Below are 16,990 nucleotides of genomic sequence, written 5' to 3' on the forward strand. Positions count from 1 at the left end.
ATCAGCACGACGGGAACGCCGGGGACGGCCGGACCTTCACCTTCGACATCACCGACACCCTGCGCACCCTCCGGCAGGCGGGCCTGTGGTCGGGTGAGGGCGTGCCGCCGGTCAGCGTGGCGCCCATCCCCAACGAGTCCGTCCCCGGTGCCGACACGGCGCAGCCGCCGCTCCCGGTCGCCGACGCCGCCCCGCAATTCGCGGAACTCACGATCGGCATGAACTGATCCGGGCGCCGACCCCGAACCGTCGTCACCTGTCGCACCTCGGGCACAGACGCCCTCAACAACCGTGATGGCGCAGGTGAACACGGTGACGGCAGACTGACCGGACGCGGGACCTCTCGTAACAGGAAGACCTTGGCCTTGGCCGGTTTCCCTGCTTACGAGAGGCCCCGATCCTGTCATCAGGTCAATTCCCTGCAAACCACGGGAGATTGCGGGTGATTGACGGCATGTGCCAGGCCCATACGCCGCACTGGGGCGGCCGGCCGACATCCGGACCGGGGCGGCCGGGCCCCGCCCGAAAGGCCCGTCCCCCCCCATGTCCAAGCGCGCCCGCAAGAAGAAAGCCCGCCGCAAGAAGAAGGCCAACCACGGCGGCAAGGCCAACCAGGGCTGAGCCACCGGGCGGGACGGCACCCCACCGCCCCGCTTCCTCCCCCTGCTGGGCCGCGCGTTCGACGGCCTCGCGCCGTGGGGGCACATGGGGTACGTCCACCGCGTTCCCGTGTTGCCGCCGCGTCCGCCTCGCGGGGTGACGGTGCGTCGGCTGCGGCCGAATGCTCCAGCGGTTGCCGCGCTGGGACCCGAGTCTGCCTGGATTCAGGCCAGTTGGGGTGGCCCGGAAGATCTTGCCGCTTCCGGTCACGGTGGGGCGGCCTTCGAGAAGGACCGTGTGCTCGCCCTGGCCTGCACGTACTTCCGCGGCAGTGCATACGAGGACGTCGCCTGCCTCACCGTCCCCCGACGCCACGCCCGTGTTGCTGTCCCTTGAGGCGATGGACGACATCGGCAACGAGTACGTCGACTGGGGCGGAGCCTAGGGAGCCACCGCCGACGGCACGCACACCCGAGGCACCATCTCCGCACAGCCCGCCCTCGCGCCCAAGGCATGCGAGATCCGCGTACGGCTCGCCTTCCTCCGCAATGACAAGGAGCACCCCTGCCATCTGATGCTGCGCACCTCGGCCACCACAGCCTGAGGTCGCGCCCGCCTCCGGTCCGTCCCACGGCCACCGTGTGCTTCTCCGCCCAGCGGTACGCGTGGCGTCCGGCGGCCGTTCAGGGGACAGCTGCCGCCGTATCGACGAACACCTTGGCGGGATGACCGTGCCTGCGTACCCTGACCGGGCCATCGCATCGATGGCCGGATCTGGTCGCTGTACGACAGGAGCTCACGATGGCCGCCTCCGCCCCTGCCGGTTCCGCTTCCGGCTCCGCGCGGCATCGCCTGCGGGCATGGATGCTGGAGGGGCTGACCGATATGGCCAAGCACCATCCCGGTCCGCACGCCGGCCCGCAGAGCGCTCATCAGGGGCAGCGATGGTGGCGCGTGATGTGCCTGACCGGCGTGGACTACTTCTCCACCCTCGGCTACCAACCGGGCATCGCGGCCCTGGCCGCCGGACTGCTCTCCCCGGTCGCCACCGTCGTCCTGGTCATCGTGACGCTCGCCGGTGCGCTCCCGGTCTATCGGCGGGTCGCCGAAGAGAGCCCCCACGGCCAGGGCTCGATCGCGATGCTGGAGCGACTGCTGTCCTTCTGGAAGGGCAAGCTGTTCGTGCTGGCCCTGCTCGGCTTCGCCGCCACCGACTTCCTGATCACCATCACCCTCTCCGCCGCCGACGCCGCCACCCACCTGGTGGAGAACCCCCACGTCAGTGGCGTCCTGCACAACCAGCAGGTGGTCATCACCCTGATCCTGGTCGCCCTCCTCGGAGCCGTGTTCCTCAAGGGCTTCCTGGAGGCGATCGGGGTGGCGGTCGCCCTGGTGGGCCTCTACCTCGCCCTCAACGTCGTCGTGGTCGTCGCCGCACTGTGGCACGTCGTGTCCGCGCCCCACGTGATCACCGACTGGTCCCGGGCGCTGACCACCGAACACGGCAGTCCCCTGGCGATGGTCGGCGTGGCCCTGCTGGTCTTCCCCAAGCTCGCCCTGGGCCTGTCCGGCTTCGAGACCGGCGTGGCGGTCATGCCGCACATCGAAGGCGACCCCACTGACACCGAGGAGCGGCCCACCGGGCGGATCCGGGGCGCGAAGAAGCTGCTCACCACCGCCGCCGTGATCATGAGCGTCTTCCTGATCATCACCAGCCTGGTCACCACCCTGCTGATCCCCGAGGCGGAGTTCAAGCCCGGCGGATCGGCGAACGGCCGGGCCCTGGCCTACCTCGCGCACGAGTACCTGGGCTCCGCGTTCGGAACCGTCTACGACCTCTCCACCATCGCCATCCTCTGGTTCGCCGGCGCCTCGGCCATGGCCGGGTTGCTCAACCTCATGCCCCAATACCTGCCGCGCTACGGCATGGCGCCCCACTGGGCCCGGGCGGTGCGCCCGATGGTGCTGGTCTTCACTGCCGTCGCCTTCCTGGTCACCTGGCTCTTCGACGCCGACGTGGACGCCCAGGGCGGCGCCTACGCGACCGGCGTGCTGGTCTTGATCAGCTCCGCGGCGATCGCCGTGACGATCGCCGCCAGACGGGCCGGAGAGCGCGGTTGGACGATCGGCTTCGCGGTGGTCTCCGTGGTGTTCCTCTACACGACCGTGGCCAACGTCATCGAGCGGCCGGACGGAGTGAAGATCGGCGCCTGCTTCATCGCCGGCATCGTCCTGCTGTCGTTCCTCTCCCGTCTCGCCCGCGCCTTCGAGCTGCGCGTGACGAGCGTCTCGCTCGACGAGATGGCCGAACGGTTCATCCGTGACGCGGCCCACCGCAAGATCCGCTTCATCGCCAACGAGCCCGATCAGCGCGACGTGGCCGAGTACCGCGACAAGCTCCAGCAGATCCGCGCGGACAATGACCTCCCGACGTCCGACGACCTCATCTTCGTCGAGGTGACCGTGGCCGATCCCTCGGAATTCGAGAGTGAGCTACGAGTGCGGGGCGAGGTGCTGCACGGCCGCTACCGTGTGCTCTGCCTGGAGAGCTCCGCCATCTCCAACGCGCTGGCCGCGCTGCTGCTGCACGTGCGCGACGAGACCGGCGAGCGACCGCACATCTACTTCGAATGGACCGAAGGCAACCCCTTCGCCCAGTTCCTCCGCTACTTCCTGTTCGGCCAGGGCGAAGTCGCCCCTGTCACCCGCGAAGTCCTCCGCGGGGCCGAACCCGACCGCGAGCGACGCCCCCGCGTCCATGTGGGCTGAACGCACCTACCGCGGATCCGTGTCAAGAGCGCGATAAGGACAAGCAATACGGCATCAAAACGCCACCAGATTCCCTTGCGTTCCCCATTCCGCTGCCTACTGTCAGCGGAATGGAACGGCGATTCGCTCCCGCCCCGACGGTCCACGCCGAACGGCCGGAAACAGTCGTCGACCGCCACTGGCGTGCGCATGCGCGGCGCTCCCTTCAGTGCGCCCTGGCCTTCGTCGGACTGCTCATGCTGCTCGACTGGGGCTCGCGGCGTCGCCACACACCTGCTGCTGCGTGACGCCCGTGGTCAGCGGCTGGTGCTGGACTCCCGCATCGTGGATGCCAATCCGCTGATCTGGCACCTGCTCGACGCCGGTACCCGCCGTTCCCTCGCCCTCGGCACGCTGCGCCATGGGACGCACGCGCTCGGGGAGTTGGCGGACCGGATCGACGGGGAGGAAGCGCGCGGCGTCCTCAAGGCTTCCGGGCTGCTGTGAGCATCGCTTGGGACAGCAGCCCGGAGGTCGGAGGGAGACGACGCGGCATCCGCGCGCTGTCAAGCGCGTTCGGGCGGAGCCGCCGCGGCGGGCAGGGAGACGACCATGGTCAGTCCGCCGCCGGGCGTCTCCTCGGGCGCGAGGGTGCCGTCCATCGCCTCCGTGAGACCGCGGGAGAGGGCGAGGCCGAGGCCGAGGCCGGTGGTGTTGTCGGTGTCGCCGAGCCGCTGGAACGGCTCGAACGCTCGCTCCCGGTCGGGGAGTTGGATCCCCGGGCCGCGATCGATGACCCTCAGCTCCACCCGCCCGGCGAGCGTACTCGCGCCGATCGTCACCGGGCGCCCGGCGGGTGAGTGACGTACCGCGTTGGACACGAGGTTGGCGAGTACGCGCTCCAACAGCGGTGGGTCCGCGAGCACGTCGGGCGCGTCGTCCAGCCCCTGGGTCACCACGTTCACGCGCGTCTGCGGGGGTGAGTCGGGCAGGGTGTCCAGAGCTGCCGGGAGTACGTCGGCGAGCGCGACCGGCTCCAGGCGCAGGGTCAGCGCGCCGGCCTGCAGCCGGCTCATGTCGAGGAGGTTGTCGACCAGGCGGCTGAGCTTGGCCAGGGATTCCTCGGCGGTGGCCAGGAGCTCCTCGCGGTCCTCGTCGGAGAAGTCGACGTCACTGCTGCGCAGGGAGCTGATCGAGGCCCAGCAACCGGCCAGCGGCGTCCGCAGGTCGTGGCCGACCGCGGCGAGGAGCGCGGTGCGCATCCGGTTGGCCGCCTTGACGGGTTCGACCTCGGCGGCGGCCTCGGCCAGCCGGGCGCGTTCGACGGCCGCGGTCAGATGCGCGGCGAAGGCCGTCAGGACACGGTGTTCGGAGGCGGGCAGACGGCGACCGGTCAGCACCAACACACTGTCGTCCCCTATCGCAACCTTGGTCTCGTGCTCGTCACTCTCGCCACCACGGTCCGGTGACGGGCCGCCCACGGCGCCGCAATCCGTCTCCCCTCGTCGCCGACGCAGTTCGATGCCGTCCATGCCGAAGGTCTCCCGGGTCCGTTCCAGGAGTACGGGTACCGTCCGCTCCCCGCGCAGGATGCCACCCGTCAACGAGGTGAGGGTCTCCGCTTCCGCCGTCGCGCGCGCGGCCCGCCGGCTCAGCCGCATCGAACGGTCGACGATGGCGGCGACGGTGACTGCGACGGTCGTCAACGCGGCCTGGGCGACGACCATGTTGGTACCGGCGAAGGTGAAGTGGCCGACGGGTGGGACGAAGTAGTAGTTCAGCAGCAGCGAAGTCGTGACCGAGGCGAGCAGCGCGGAGACCACACCACCGATACAGGCCACTCCCAGCACCGTGAGCAGGAAGAGCAGCGCCTCGCTGGTCAGGTTGAGCGCCAGCGGGTCGGAGACGACGCGTAGTACCTGGGTCAGCAGCAGGGGGAGCACGAGGCCGGCCGCCGGTCCGGCCACCCGCCGGGAACGTGGCAGGCCGCTGTCCGGCGCGGCCCACCTCCGTCCCGCGCCGGCGCGTTCATGCGTCACCGTGTGCACGTCGATGTCGCCCGAGAGCTCGACCACGGTCTCCCCGACACCACGGGGCATCAGCACGCGCCGCAGTCGGCCCCGGCGGCTGGCACCGATGACCAGTTGGGTCGCGTTCTGCGATCGGGCGAAGTCCAGGAGGGCGGCGGGCACGTCGTCGCCCACCACCGCGTGGTAGCTGCCCCCGAGACTCTCGACGAGCTGCCGCTGTCCGGCGAGCGCGGCGGGCGACGAGCCGGCCACGCCATGGCTGCGGGTGATGTGGACGGCCAGGAGCGCGTCGCCGGACCGACGGTCCACGATGCGGGCGGCGCGGCGGATCAGCGTTGCGCCCTCGGGCCCGCCGGTGAGGGCCACCACCACCCGCTCGCGGGTCTCCCACACCCTTCCGATGCGGTGCTCGTCCCGGTACTTGCGCAGCGCCTCGTCCACCCGGCCGGCCACCCACAGCAGCGCCAGCTCCCGCAACGCGGTGAGGTTCCCGAGCCGGAAGTAGTGCGCCAGTGCCGCGTCGACCTTCTCGGGCGGGTAGATGTTGCCGTGCGCCATGCGGCGCCGCAGGCCCTCGGCCGGCAGGTCGACCAGTTCGATCTGGTCGGCGCGGCGGACCACCTCGTCGGGCACGGTCTCGTACTGCGGCACCCCGGTGATCTTCTCGACCACATCGCTGAGGGAGTCCAGGTGCTGGATGTTGAGGGTGGTCACGACGTCGATCCCGGCGCCGAGCAGTTCCTCGACGTCCTGCCACCGCTTGGTGTTGCGGGCACCCGGTGCGTTGGTGTGGGCGAGTTCGTCGATGACCACCACCTGCGGCCGCAGTTCCCACACACGGTCCAGGTCGGCCTCGGCGAAGTCCGCGCCGCGGTGCCTGCGGGTCACCTGTGGCAGTACGTCCAGCCCGTCGAGCATCGCCGTGGTGTGTGGACGACCGTGGCACTCCGCGAAGGCCACCACCACATGCGTGCCACGTGCGGATCGGCGCCGCGCCTCGTCCAGCATCCGGTACGTCTTGCCCACCCCGGGGGCAGCCCCGAGAAAGACCTTGAGGCGGCCGGGACGTGTCCCGGGCCCGTCGGTCGTCACGCCGCCCCGCGCCATCGCGTACGCGTCCACAAACCCCTCTTCAGGAAAACGGCACGCCTCGCGGCATGACGGAGGGTTGCTCACGGCATGGCGATCGACGGCGTGCAAGGTTCTTCCGAGCATCATCACTTCGCGGCGGCAAATACCGTGCCGGAGTTCGGAGACGTTGACACAATCCTGACCCGTCCGCCGGTGCTGCGCTGCGGCCCGCCCGACGAAGGGCGCCCGCCTTCGTGCCGTTCACGCCCGCCCCGGCCCGCGGCCGAATCGGTACGGTGGCGTGGCGATGTGGCTCAGACGGCGGGATCGCGGACGGCTCGGCCGGCAGGAAAGCGGAACTGAGCTGCCGGTCGCCGTCGGCGGTTCGCACCCTCCCGCAGCCGTGCACTCCCTCCCCGGGTTTGCTCGCGGGCGTTAGGGATGCGTCAAGGTCGCACCCATGGCCGTAAGGAGCCCGTCAATGATGGGCGAAATCGAGCCACCGCGCGATTCCCTCTCCTGGTCCGTTCGCCCGAACCTCTCTCCAGGAGTTCACGATGGCCGACCTGGCCTTCGTGGTCACCACGATCGCGGTCTTCGCGTTGGTGGCCCTTGTCGCCAAGGGGGTGGCAAAGCTGTGACCGCCGAAAACCTCGTCGGACTGATCGTGGCTGTCGCCCTGCTGGGCTATCTCGTCCTCGCCCTTGTGTTCCCGGAGAGGTTCTGAGCCGCGCACATGAGCCCCGTTCTTGCTGATGTGCTCCAGGTCACCGCGCTCGTCGGTGCCCTCGCCCTGGTGCACCGCCCGCTCGGCGACTACATGGCCGCCGTCTACTCCTCGAAGAAGCACCTGCGAATAGAGAGGTGGATCTACCGCGGCGTCGGCGCCGATCCCGATGCACAGATGCGCTGGCCCGCGTACCTGCGCGGCGTTCTCATCTTCTCCGCGGTCGGCGTGCTGTTCCTGTACCTGTTGCAGCGCGTGCAGGACAAGCTGCCGCTGTCGCTCGGCTTCAAGGCGATCACTCCGGACCAGGCGTTCAACACGGCCGCGTCCTTCGTCTCCAACACCAACTGGCAGTCGTACTCGGGTGAAGTGGCCATGGGGCACGTCACCCAGACCGCCGGCCTGGCCGTGCAGAACTTCCTCTCCGCCGCCGTCGGCATGGCCGTCGCCGTGGCACTCGTGCGCGGCTTCGCCCTCTCTCGTACCGGCGACCTGGGAAATTTCTGGTCCGACCTGGTGCGCGGCACCGTCCGCATCCTGGTCCCGCTCTCCGTGGTCGCCGCGGTCGTCCTGGTGGCGTGCGGTGCGATCCAGAACTTCGGCGACATCCACCACATCACCACCCTCACCGGTGACAAGCAGGCCCTCAGCCCGGGCGCGGTGGCCTCCCAGGAAGCCATCAAGAACCTGGGCACCAACGGTGGCGGATTCTTCAACGCCAACTCCGCGCACCCCTTCGAGAACCCCAATGGTCTCTCCAACCTGCTGGAGATCTTCCTGCTGCTGGTGATCCCGTTCTCGATGCCGAGGACCTTCGGCAAGATGGTGGGTTCGCTCAAGCAGGGCTACGCGATCGTGGCGGCCATGGGCGCCGTCTGGATCTGCGCCGTCGTCGCGGTGACGTGGCTGGAGTACGCCCACCCGGGCACCGCCTCGCAGCTCGCCGGCGGTGCGATGGAAGGCAAGGAGCAGCGGTTCGGCGAGGGCTCCTCGTCGCTCTTCGCGGTCTCCACGACCATGACCTCCACGGGGTCGGTCAACTCCTTCCACGACTCGTTCGGCGGCCTCTCCGGCGGTGTCCTCCTGCTGGGCATGATGCTCGGCGAGATCACTCCCGGTGGTGTCGGATCCGGCCTGTACGGCATGCTGATCATGGCGATCATCGCGGTGTTCCTCGCCGGCCTGATGGTCGGCCGCACGCCCGAGTACCTCGGCAAGAAGATCGGCACCCGCGAGATCAAGCTCGCCGCCTGCTACATCCTGATCACCCCGGCGCTGGTGCTGATCGGCACGGCCGCGGCCATCGCCCTGCCGGACGGCAAGGCAGCCATGACGAACGTCGGCGCGCACGGCTTCTCCGAGGTGCTGTACGCGTTCACCTCGGCCTCCAACAACAACGGTTCCGCCTTCGCGGGTTTCGGTGCCAACACCCCGTTCTTCAACACCACCCTCGGCCTGTGCATGCTGCTCGGCCGGTTCCTGCCGATGGTGTTCGTCCTGGCGCTGGCCGGCTCGCTCGCCGAGCAGAAGCCGATCCCGGAGACCGCGGGCACCCTGCGCACCGAGAAGCCGCTCTTCACGGGGCTGCTGGTCGGCACGCTCCTGATCGTCACCGGTCTGACCTTCTTCCCGGCACTCGCGCTGGGACCGCTCGCCGAAGGGCTGACGTCATGACCACCAACGCACCAAGGCGACAAGAGGACGACATGGCCGCCAGCTCAACGGGGTCTCCGACCCGGGCGCCGCACAGCGACATCCCCACCGGACACCAGGAAGGCGGGCGCGTCGGCGCCGGCCTGTTCGACCCGAAGCAGCTCGTGAAGTCGCTGCCCGACGCCTGCCGCAAGCTCGACCCGCGGGTGATGGTCAAGTCCCCGGTCATGTTCGTGGTCCTGATCGGTTCGGTGGTCACCACGGCCCTGGCGCTCAAGAACCCGGGCGCGTGGTTCGGCTGGGTCATCGCGGCCTGGCTGTGGCTGACCGTCGTCTTCGCCAACCTGGCCGAGGCGGTCGCCGAGGGCCGCGGCAAGGCGCAGGCCGACACCCTGCGCAAGGCCAAGACCGACACCGTGGCGCGCCGGCTGAACGGCGAGGTGGAGGAGCAGGTCCCGGGCACCGAGCTGCGCATCGGCGACCTGGTCGTCTGCGAGGCCGGCGACATCATCCCCGGTGACGGCGATGTCGTCGAGGGCGTCGCCTCGGTGGACGAGTCGGCGATCACCGGTGAATCGGCGCCGGTGATCCGCGAGTCCGGCGGCGACCGCTCAGCCGTGACCGGTGGCACGAAGGTGCTGTCCGACCGCATCGTCATCCAGATCACGACGAAGCCCGGTGAGACCTTCATCGACCGGATGATCAACCTCGTCGAGGGTGCCGCACGGCAGAAGACCCCGAACGAGATCGCGCTGAACATCCTGCTCGCCTCGCTCACCATCGTCTTCCTGCTCGCGGTCGTCTCGCTCAAGCCGTTCGCCCTCTACGCGGGCGCGGACAAGCAGACGTCGCTGATCGTGCTGACGGCTCTGCTGGTCTGTCTGATCCCGACGACGATCGGTGCCCTGCTCTCCTCGATCGGCATCGCCGGCATGGACCGTCTGGTGCAGCGCAACGTGCTGGCCATGTCGGGGCGGGCGGTCGAGGCCGCAGGTGACGTGTCGACGCTGCTGCTCGACAAGACCGGCACCATCACCCTCGGCAACCGCCAGGCGGCGGAGTTCGTGCCCGTGCGCGGGACGACGGAGGCCGAGGTGGCGGACGCCGCCCAGCTCTCCTCGCTCGCCGACGAGACGCCGGAGGGCCGTTCGATCGTCGTCCTCGCCAAGGAGAGGTACGGCCTGCGCGAACGCCACCAGGGCGAGCTGGTGGACGCCGAGTGGATCGTCTTCACCGCCCAGACCCGGATGTCGGGCGTGGACGTCGACGGCCGCAAGATCCGCAAGGGCGCGAGCGGTTCCGTCATCGCCTGGGTCCACGAGCGCGGCGGCTCGGTGACCGAGGACGCCGACACGCTGAGCAACGCCATCTCGCAGGCCGGCGGCACTCCGCTGCTGGTGGCCGTCGAGGACGACGAGGGCGCTCGCGTCCTGGGTGTCATCCACCTCAAGGACGTCGTCAAGGAGGGCATGCGCGAACGCTTCGACGAGTTGCGCCGCATGGGCATCAAGACCGTCATGATCACGGGTGACAACCCGCTGACGGCCAGGGCCATCGCCGAGGAGGCGGGCGTGGACGACTTCCTCGCCGAGGCCACGCCTGAGGACAAGATGGCGCTCATCAGGCGCGAACAGGCCGGCGGCAAGCTCGTCGCGATGACCGGCGACGGCACCAACGACGCCCCGGCACTGGCCCAGGCCGACGTCGGCGTGGCCATGAACACCGGCACTTCCGCCGCGAAGGAAGCCGGCAACATGGTCGACCTCGACTCCAACCCGACCAAGCTCATCGAGATCGTCGAGATCGGCAAGCAACTCCTCATCACCCGAGGCGCGTTGACCACCTTCTCGATCGCCAACGACGTCGCCAAGTACTTCGCGATCATCCCCGCGATGTTCTCGGTGGCGTACCCGGGCCTGGACAAGCTCAACATCATGGGCCTGGCCTCGCCCGAGTCCGCGATCCTGTCGGCGGTCATCTTCAACGCGCTGATCATCATCGCGCTGGTCCCGCTCGCCCTGAAAGGCGTGCAGTACCGGCCGATGAGCGCCGACCGGATGCTGCGGCGCAACCTCGCCGTCTACGGACTCGGCGGCCTGATCGCCCCGTTCATCGGCATCAAGATCATCGACCTGCTCATCTCCCTGATCCCCGGGCTGCACTGATCGAAAGGCGTGGTGTCAGCCATGAACAACTCCGTAACCAGCACCCTCCGCGTGGCGTGGGCGTCACTGCGCATCCTGCTGGTCCTCACGGTCGTGTGCGGCGTCATCTACCCGCTGGTCGTCACGGGTATCGCACAGGGCCTGTTCCACGGCAAGGCCAACGGCTCCGAGGTGAAGGTCGACGGCACGGTCGTCGGCTCCGAACTCATCGGCCAGAGCTGGAACATCAAGGGCACGAAGACGCCCGATCCCACGTGGTTCCAGGGCCGTCCGTCCAACAGCGGTTACGACCCGCTGGCCACCGGCTCCAGTCAGCTCGGCGCCAACGATCCCACGCTGGTCAAGAACGTGAGGGCGGCGAGGAAACAGGTCGCGGAGTTCAACGGCGTGCCGGAGTCCGAGGTACCCAAGGACGCGGTGACCGGTTCGGCCTCCGCCATCGACCCCGGTATCTCGCCCGCCTACGCCGAGATCCAGGTCAAGCGCGTGGCCGAGCGCAACCGGCTGACCGCCGCCCAGGTCGAGAGGCTGGTGCAGGACAACACCACCGGCCGGACCGTCGGTTTCCTCGGTGAGCCCTCGGTGAACGTCCTGAAGCTCAACATCGCGGTCAAGGAACTCGCCACGAAATGAGAAGCCGTCTCGCGGGTGGCCCGCCAGGGGAGGGCGGCCACCCGCGACATTCGCACGCACAACAGAAGGGGGACACCGATGACTCGGGTGCTGGTGGTCGAGGACGAGCCACCACTCGTGCGGGCACTGGAGATCAACCTCAAGGCACGCGGTTACGACGTGGAGACCGCGCCCGACGGGGCACACGCCCTGTCCCTGGCGGCCGCGAACCCACCGGACGTCGTCCTGCTCGATCTCGGCCTGCCGGACATGGACGGCATCGACGTGATCACGGGGCTGCGCGGCTGGAGTCGGGCGTCCATCCTCGTGGTGTCGGCCCGCCGGACCTCAGAGGAGAAGGTCGCCGCGCTCGACGCGGGCGCCGACGACTACATCACCAAGCCGTTCAGCATGGACGAGTTGCTGGCCCGGTTGCGGGCCGCGGCGCGCAGAATCGATACGGCGCAGCCGTCCGGCGAACTCGCCGTGATCGTCACGGAGAGTTTCACCCTCGACCTCGCGGCCAAGAAGGCCCGGCGCGGCGAGCACGACGTCCGGCTCACCCCGACCGAATGGCATCTGGTCGAGGTGCTGGTGCGCAACAGCGGCCGGCTCGTCAGCCAACAGAATCTGCTGGAGGAGGTATGGGGTCCTTCCTACGGCACGCAGACCAATTACCTTCGCGTCTACATGGCGCAGCTCAGGCGCAAGCTGGAAGCCGACTCGGCTCGGCCGCGGCACTTCTCCACCACGCCCGGTATGGGCTACCGCTTCGACCCCTGACACCCCGGGCTTTCGCCCCCTCATCACGAATCGACACGAGAGCGGGACCACGTGGCACGCGGCAAGTTTCGGATATACCTCGGCGCGGCACCGGGCGTCGGCAAGACCTACGCGATGCTGTCGGAGGCGCACCGCCGCATCGAGCGCGGCACGGACTGCGTGGTCGCCTTCGTCGAGCACCACGACCGGCCGCGCACCGAGGTGATGCTGCACGGACTGGAGCAGACCCCGCGCCGGGAGCTGGAGTACCGCGACACGGTGTTCACCGAGATGGACGTGGACGCCGTCCTGGCACGCAGACCCGCCGTGGCGCTGGTGGACGAGATGGCGCACACCAACGTCCCAGGATCGCGCAACGCCAAGCGCTGGCAGGACATCGAGGAGCTGCTGGAAGCCGGGATCCATGTGGTCTCGACGGTGAACATCCAGCACCTGGAGTCCCTCGGCGACATCGTCGAGTCGATCACCGGGGTCCGGCAGAAGGAGACCGTCCCCGACGAGGTGGTGCGCCGCGCCGACCAGATCGAACTGGTCGACATGTCTCCCCACGCGCTGCGCCGCCGCATGGCCCACGGCAACATCTACAAATCCAACAAGGTCGACGCGGCGCTCTCCAACTACTTCCGGCCCGGGAACCTCACCGCGCTGCGCGAGTTGGCGCTGCTGTGGGTGGCCGACCGGGTCGACGAATACCTCCAGGAGTACCGGAGCGAACACCGGGTCTCGAAGATCTGGGGCTCCCGCGAGCGCATCGTCGTCGGCCTGACGGGCGGCAGCGAGGGCCGCACGCTGATCCGGCGCGCCGCCCGTCTCGCCGAGAAGGGCGCGGGCGGCGAGGTGCTCGCCGTTCACATCGCCCGCAGTGACGGCCTGGACTCCGGATCGCCCAAGGAACTCGCCGCCCAGCGCACCCTCGTCGAGGACCTCGGCGGCACCTTCCACCACGTCCTGGGCGAGAACGTCTCCTCCGCACTCCTGGAGTTCGCCCGGGGCGTGAACGCCACCCAGATCGTCCTGGGAACCTCCCGCCGCAAGGCATGGCAGTACGCCTTCGGCCCCGGCGTGGGCTCCACCGTCGCCCGCGACTCGGGACCCGACCTGGACGTCCACATCGTCACGCACGAGGAAGCCGCCAAGGGGCGAGGGCTCCCCGTCGCCCGCGCTGCACGGCTGGGCCGGTCGCGGATCATCTGGGGCTGGCTGACCGGGGTCGTGGGGCCGGCGCTGCTGACGCTGCTGCTGTTGAAGGGGGGAACGGGACTCGGCCTCGCCAACGACGTGCTGCTGTTCCTGACGCTGACCGTGGCGGCGGCACTGCTCGGCGGTCTGCGTCCGGCACTGGCCTCGGCCGTGGTGGGCTCGCTCCTGCTGAACTGGTTCTTCACCCCGCCCGTGGGGCAACTCACCATCTCGGACCCCAGGAACATCCTGGCGTTGGTCATCTTCGTGCTGGTGGCGATCTCGGTGGCCTCTGTCGTCGACCTCGCCGCCCGGCGCACCCACCAGGCCGCCCGGCTGCGCGCCGAGTCGGAGATCCTCTCGTTCCTGGCGGGCAGTGTCCTGCGTGGTGAAACCACTCTCGACGCCCTCCTGGAACGGGTACGCGAGACCTTCGCGATGGATGCCGTGGCGCTGTTGGAGCGGGAGTCCGAGACGGCGCCCTGGACGTGCTCCGGCAGCGTGGGCGACACCGGCCCGCTCATGCGCCCGGAGGACGCGCACGTCGACATGCCCGTCGGCGACAACATGGCACTGGCGCTCTGCGGCCGTGTCCTGCCCGCCGAGGACCGCCGCGTGTTGGCGGCCTTCGCCGCCCAGGCCGCCATCGTCCTGGACCGCCAGCGCCTGCAGTCCCAGGCCGAACACGCCCGGAAGCTCGCCGAGGGGAACCGCATCCGCACCGCCCTGCTCGCTGCCGTCAGTCACGACCTGCGGACTCCCCTGGCCGGCATCAAAGCCTCGGTCACCTCCCTGCGCTCCGACGACGTCGAATGGTCCGACGAGGACCAGGCGGAACTCCTCGCGGGCATCGAGGAGGGCGCCGACCGCCTCGATCACCTCGTCGGCAATCTCCTGGACATGTCCCGGCTCCAGACCGGTACCGTCACACCGCTGATCCGCGAGGTGGACCTCGACGAGGTCGTGCCGATGGCCCTCGTCGGAGTGCCGGAGGACAGCGTGGTCCTCGACATCCCCGAGGAACTGCCGATGATCGCCGTCGATCCGGGCCTGCTGGAGCGTTCCGTCGCCAACATCGTCGAGAACGCGGTGAAGTACAGCCCCGAGGGCGAGCCCGTCCGCGTCTCGGCCAGCACGCTGGGCAGCCGCGTCGAAGTGCGCGTCGCCGACCGCGGCCCCGGCGTCCCCGACGACGCCAAGGACCGCATCTTCGAACCCTTCCAGCGCTACGGCGACGCCCCCCGCGGCGCGGGCGTCGGCCTCGGCCTGGCCGTCGCCCGGGGCTTCGCCGAGGCCATCGGAGCCACCCTCACCGCCGAGGACACCCCCGGCGGCGGGATGACCATGGTCCTCACGGTTCCCACCGCCGCCGGTCACTCACCGGCCGCGCCCCAGCTCCCGGACGCGGTCACGTCGTAGTCGGCACGGACATTCGGGTGACCGCGTGCCTGGCAGGAGTCGGACGCCCGTCACGCGCGCGGGTCCGTCGGGCGCGGCTGGACCCCCGTCATCAGGAAGTCCAGCCCGCGCCGGGTCGAGACCACCACGACCCGGTCGCCGGCACGCAGGATCCTGCCGTGCGCGGGGCGCCAGTCGAAGCCCGGCCGGTCGAGGCGCAGGCCGCCGAGCGTGTCCGTCGGTCCGGGAGATACGGCCTCGACGGCGGCGCCCACCGCCAGGACGCGCCACTCGTTCTGACGGAATGCCTGGTGAATGGAGCGTCCCTCCAGCTCCGGGTGGCCGGCGACGTCCACCGCGGTGAAGAGGAGGGAACCGCGTTCGACCGGCATGATGCCCAGGACATGACGGCCCATCATGGCGGCGGCGAAGGGCAGCGCGGCGAGCGCCGAGACGCTGCGGCTGCGCGTGGCGGCGTCGGGGTACGAGGCGCGCATCGTACGGGAGACGCTGGCGGCGAAGTCGTCGTCGTAGAGCCGCATCACCGCCCGCACCCGGGGGTTGCTCTCGCGCGCCGCCATCACGATGTCGAGGTTCTCGCCGTCGTCGCGGGTGAGCACCAACAGGGACTTGCTCTGGCGGATGCGCGCCCGGTCCAGGACGCCGGGGGCGCCGGCATCCTCCAGCAGCAGCGGCACGCCGAGTTCACGGGCCAGCCCGACGCCACGCGCGTGCGGGTCCCGTTCTATGACCACCACCTGATGTGCGGTGGTGCGCAGTTGCGCCAGCACGCGGGTGCCGATCTTCCCCAGCCCGACCAACACGATGTGGTCGCGCAGGTCGTCGGCCGGCGGATGGCCGACCGACGCCTGGCGGAACGCGCCGGTGGCGTTCAGGGTCGCGGCGACCACCAGCGGCAGGACCGCCAGACCGACGAATCCGGCGACGAGTTGGAGTACGCGCCGGGCCGGTGATTCGTCGGTCGCCGGGTCACCCATGGTGAAGATGTCCAGCAGCGGCAGGTACACCGACTTCCACAGCGGGCCCGGCTCGGCCAGCGCGGTGGCCACGGCCAGTGCCAGCACGATCGCGGCCAGCACGCCGAAGACCGAGAGGACCTCGCGAGAGAGGAAGACCTTCCACGGCAGATGCGCCAGTCGCCCGCGCAGCCATGCGCCGTAACGGCGCCGATCGCGCGGCGGGGCCTCGGGGCGATGGTGATGGGTGACTTCCTCCAGCATGAGCCGGCCGTGGGTGAACTGCCGGTGGTAGGACGTGACCGTGTCGGGCAGCAGTTGGGTGCCCTCCTCCCCCGGCGTCTCCGGGCTGTCCTCGCTCGCCGGGTCGTCCTGGTGGGCACCGGACAGCACCGCGAGAGTGGCCAGGTCGGCGGACTTCGGCGGAGTACGGGCGGGGCGTACGACGCCTCGGAAGACCTGGCCCTCCACCTGCAGGGTGTCGCCCCGCCCGACCGCGGCGGCGGCCACCAGCTCGGGGACCGCGGTGTCGGTGTCGGACAGCACGGTGGTGGACATGTCGAGCGCCGTGTCGTCGCTCCGGCCGAGCGCCGACACGGCACGGTCCAGGAGCCGTTCGAGGTGCTCGCCGCGCTGTCGGTTGTACATGCGGATGACCAGGCGGATCGTGGGGTTGATGCTCCGGGCCAGCAGCGCGGCGGTGAGATTGACCTGGTCGTCGCGGTAGGTGAGGGCAAGCGCGGCCGCCCGCTCCACACCCGCCGCCCGCAGCGTCTGCTCGTCCGGGCGGGCGGCCACCAGCAGCTCGACGGTCGACTGCGGATCGCGGTGCAGCGCGGCGATCTCCGGTGCGTGCCCTTCGCGCCGGGAGGGCAGCACGACGGTGACCGCCTCACCGCACACCGCGTCCAGGGTCACCGCCAGCCGGTGCGCGAGCCCGTCGTCCCCGCAGATCACCATGTGCCGAGAGCGCTGCCCAAAGGGCATGCGCAGTTGGAGAGTTGACATCACAACAGCAAGATCGCCGGTACATGACACGCGGTTCCG

General features: G+C 69.8%; 13 protein-coding genes. 11 read left to right on the forward strand and 2 right to left on the reverse strand.

Going from position 1 to position 16,990, the window contains the following annotated elements; all coding sequences use genetic code 11:
• The first annotated feature begins 101 nt into the window (after positions 1 to 101).
• From JNO44_RS44340 to JNO44_RS43065, 5 genes are all read left to right on the forward strand, one after another.
• The gene (locus tag JNO44_RS44340) at positions 102 to 227 is read left to right on the forward strand and encodes a hypothetical protein (protein WP_275695735.1); all 126 of its coding nucleotides are present in this window, start codon (positions 102 to 104) and stop codon (positions 225 to 227) included.
• A 229-nt stretch (positions 228 to 456) separates the two neighbouring features.
• Positions 457 to 621, forward strand: a complete 165-nt coding sequence (locus JNO44_RS04380; protein WP_205361565.1) for a 50S ribosomal protein bL37 — start codon at positions 457 to 459, stop codon at positions 619 to 621.
• Positions 622 to 1,401: 780 nt separating this feature from the next.
• Entirely contained in the window at positions 1,402 to 3,369 is a 1,968-nt protein-coding gene (locus JNO44_RS04385; protein WP_205361567.1) for an APC family permease, read from the forward strand.
• A gap of 110 nt (positions 3,370 to 3,479) precedes the next feature.
• Positions 3,480 to 3,656, forward strand: a complete 177-nt coding sequence (locus tag JNO44_RS43060) for a hypothetical protein (RefSeq protein ID WP_235092242.1) — start codon at positions 3,480 to 3,482, stop codon at positions 3,654 to 3,656.
• A 19-nt stretch (positions 3,657 to 3,675) separates the two neighbouring features.
• Positions 3,676 to 3,855 (forward strand): hypothetical protein, encoded by a 180-nt coding sequence (locus JNO44_RS43065; protein ID WP_240167410.1) that lies wholly within the window; start codon positions 3,676 to 3,678, stop codon positions 3,853 to 3,855.
• 59 nt (positions 3,856 to 3,914) lie between these two features.
• Here JNO44_RS43065 and JNO44_RS04395 read toward each other — a convergent pair whose 3' ends face one another.
• The gene (locus tag JNO44_RS04395) at positions 3,915 to 6,485 is read right to left on the reverse strand and encodes an ATP-binding protein (RefSeq protein WP_205369377.1); all 2,571 of its coding nucleotides are present in this window, start codon (positions 6,483 to 6,485) and stop codon (positions 3,915 to 3,917) included.
• A gap of 601 nt (positions 6,486 to 7,086) precedes the next feature.
• On the opposite strand from JNO44_RS04395, the gene kdpF reads away from it, so the two are divergent.
• From kdpF to JNO44_RS04425, 6 genes are all read left to right on the forward strand, one after another.
• A complete protein-coding gene (kdpF, locus tag JNO44_RS04400; protein WP_073447570.1) occupies positions 7,087 to 7,176 on the forward strand; it encodes a K(+)-transporting ATPase subunit F in 90 nt (29 codons plus the stop codon).
• Positions 7,177 to 7,185: 9 nt separating this feature from the next.
• Positions 7,186 to 8,850, forward strand: coding sequence for a potassium-transporting ATPase subunit KdpA (gene kdpA, locus JNO44_RS04405; RefSeq protein ID WP_205361570.1), 1,665 nt, complete (start codon positions 7,186 to 7,188; stop codon positions 8,848 to 8,850).
• Positions 8,847 to 10,994, forward strand: coding sequence for a potassium-transporting ATPase subunit KdpB (gene kdpB, locus JNO44_RS04410; protein WP_205361572.1), 2,148 nt, complete (start codon positions 8,847 to 8,849; stop codon positions 10,992 to 10,994). The genes kdpA and kdpB overlap by 4 nt, the downstream gene beginning before the upstream one ends.
• Positions 10,995 to 11,015: 21 nt before the next feature.
• Positions 11,016 to 11,627, forward strand: a complete 612-nt coding sequence (gene kdpC / locus JNO44_RS04415) for a potassium-transporting ATPase subunit KdpC (protein ID WP_205361573.1) — start codon at positions 11,016 to 11,018, stop codon at positions 11,625 to 11,627.
• Between the two features lie 78 nt (positions 11,628 to 11,705).
• Positions 11,706 to 12,389, forward strand: coding sequence for a response regulator (locus JNO44_RS04420; RefSeq protein ID WP_205361574.1), 684 nt, complete (start codon positions 11,706 to 11,708; stop codon positions 12,387 to 12,389).
• A 51-nt stretch (positions 12,390 to 12,440) separates the two neighbouring features.
• Entirely contained in the window at positions 12,441 to 14,987 is a 2,547-nt protein-coding gene (locus JNO44_RS04425) for a sensor histidine kinase (protein WP_205361575.1), read from the forward strand.
• A 50-nt stretch (positions 14,988 to 15,037) separates the two neighbouring features.
• On the opposite strand, the gene JNO44_RS04430 is transcribed toward JNO44_RS04425, so the two are convergent.
• The gene (locus JNO44_RS04430) at positions 15,038 to 16,903 is read right to left on the reverse strand and encodes an NAD-binding protein (RefSeq protein ID WP_205361577.1); all 1,866 of its coding nucleotides are present in this window, start codon (positions 16,901 to 16,903) and stop codon (positions 15,038 to 15,040) included.
• Positions 16,904 to 16,990 lie beyond the last annotated feature (87 nt).

Source organism: Streptomyces noursei, assembly GCF_016917755.1.
In the GTDB taxonomy this organism is placed as follows: Bacteria; Actinomycetota; Actinomycetes; order Streptomycetales; family Streptomycetaceae; genus Streptomyces; species Streptomyces yunnanensis.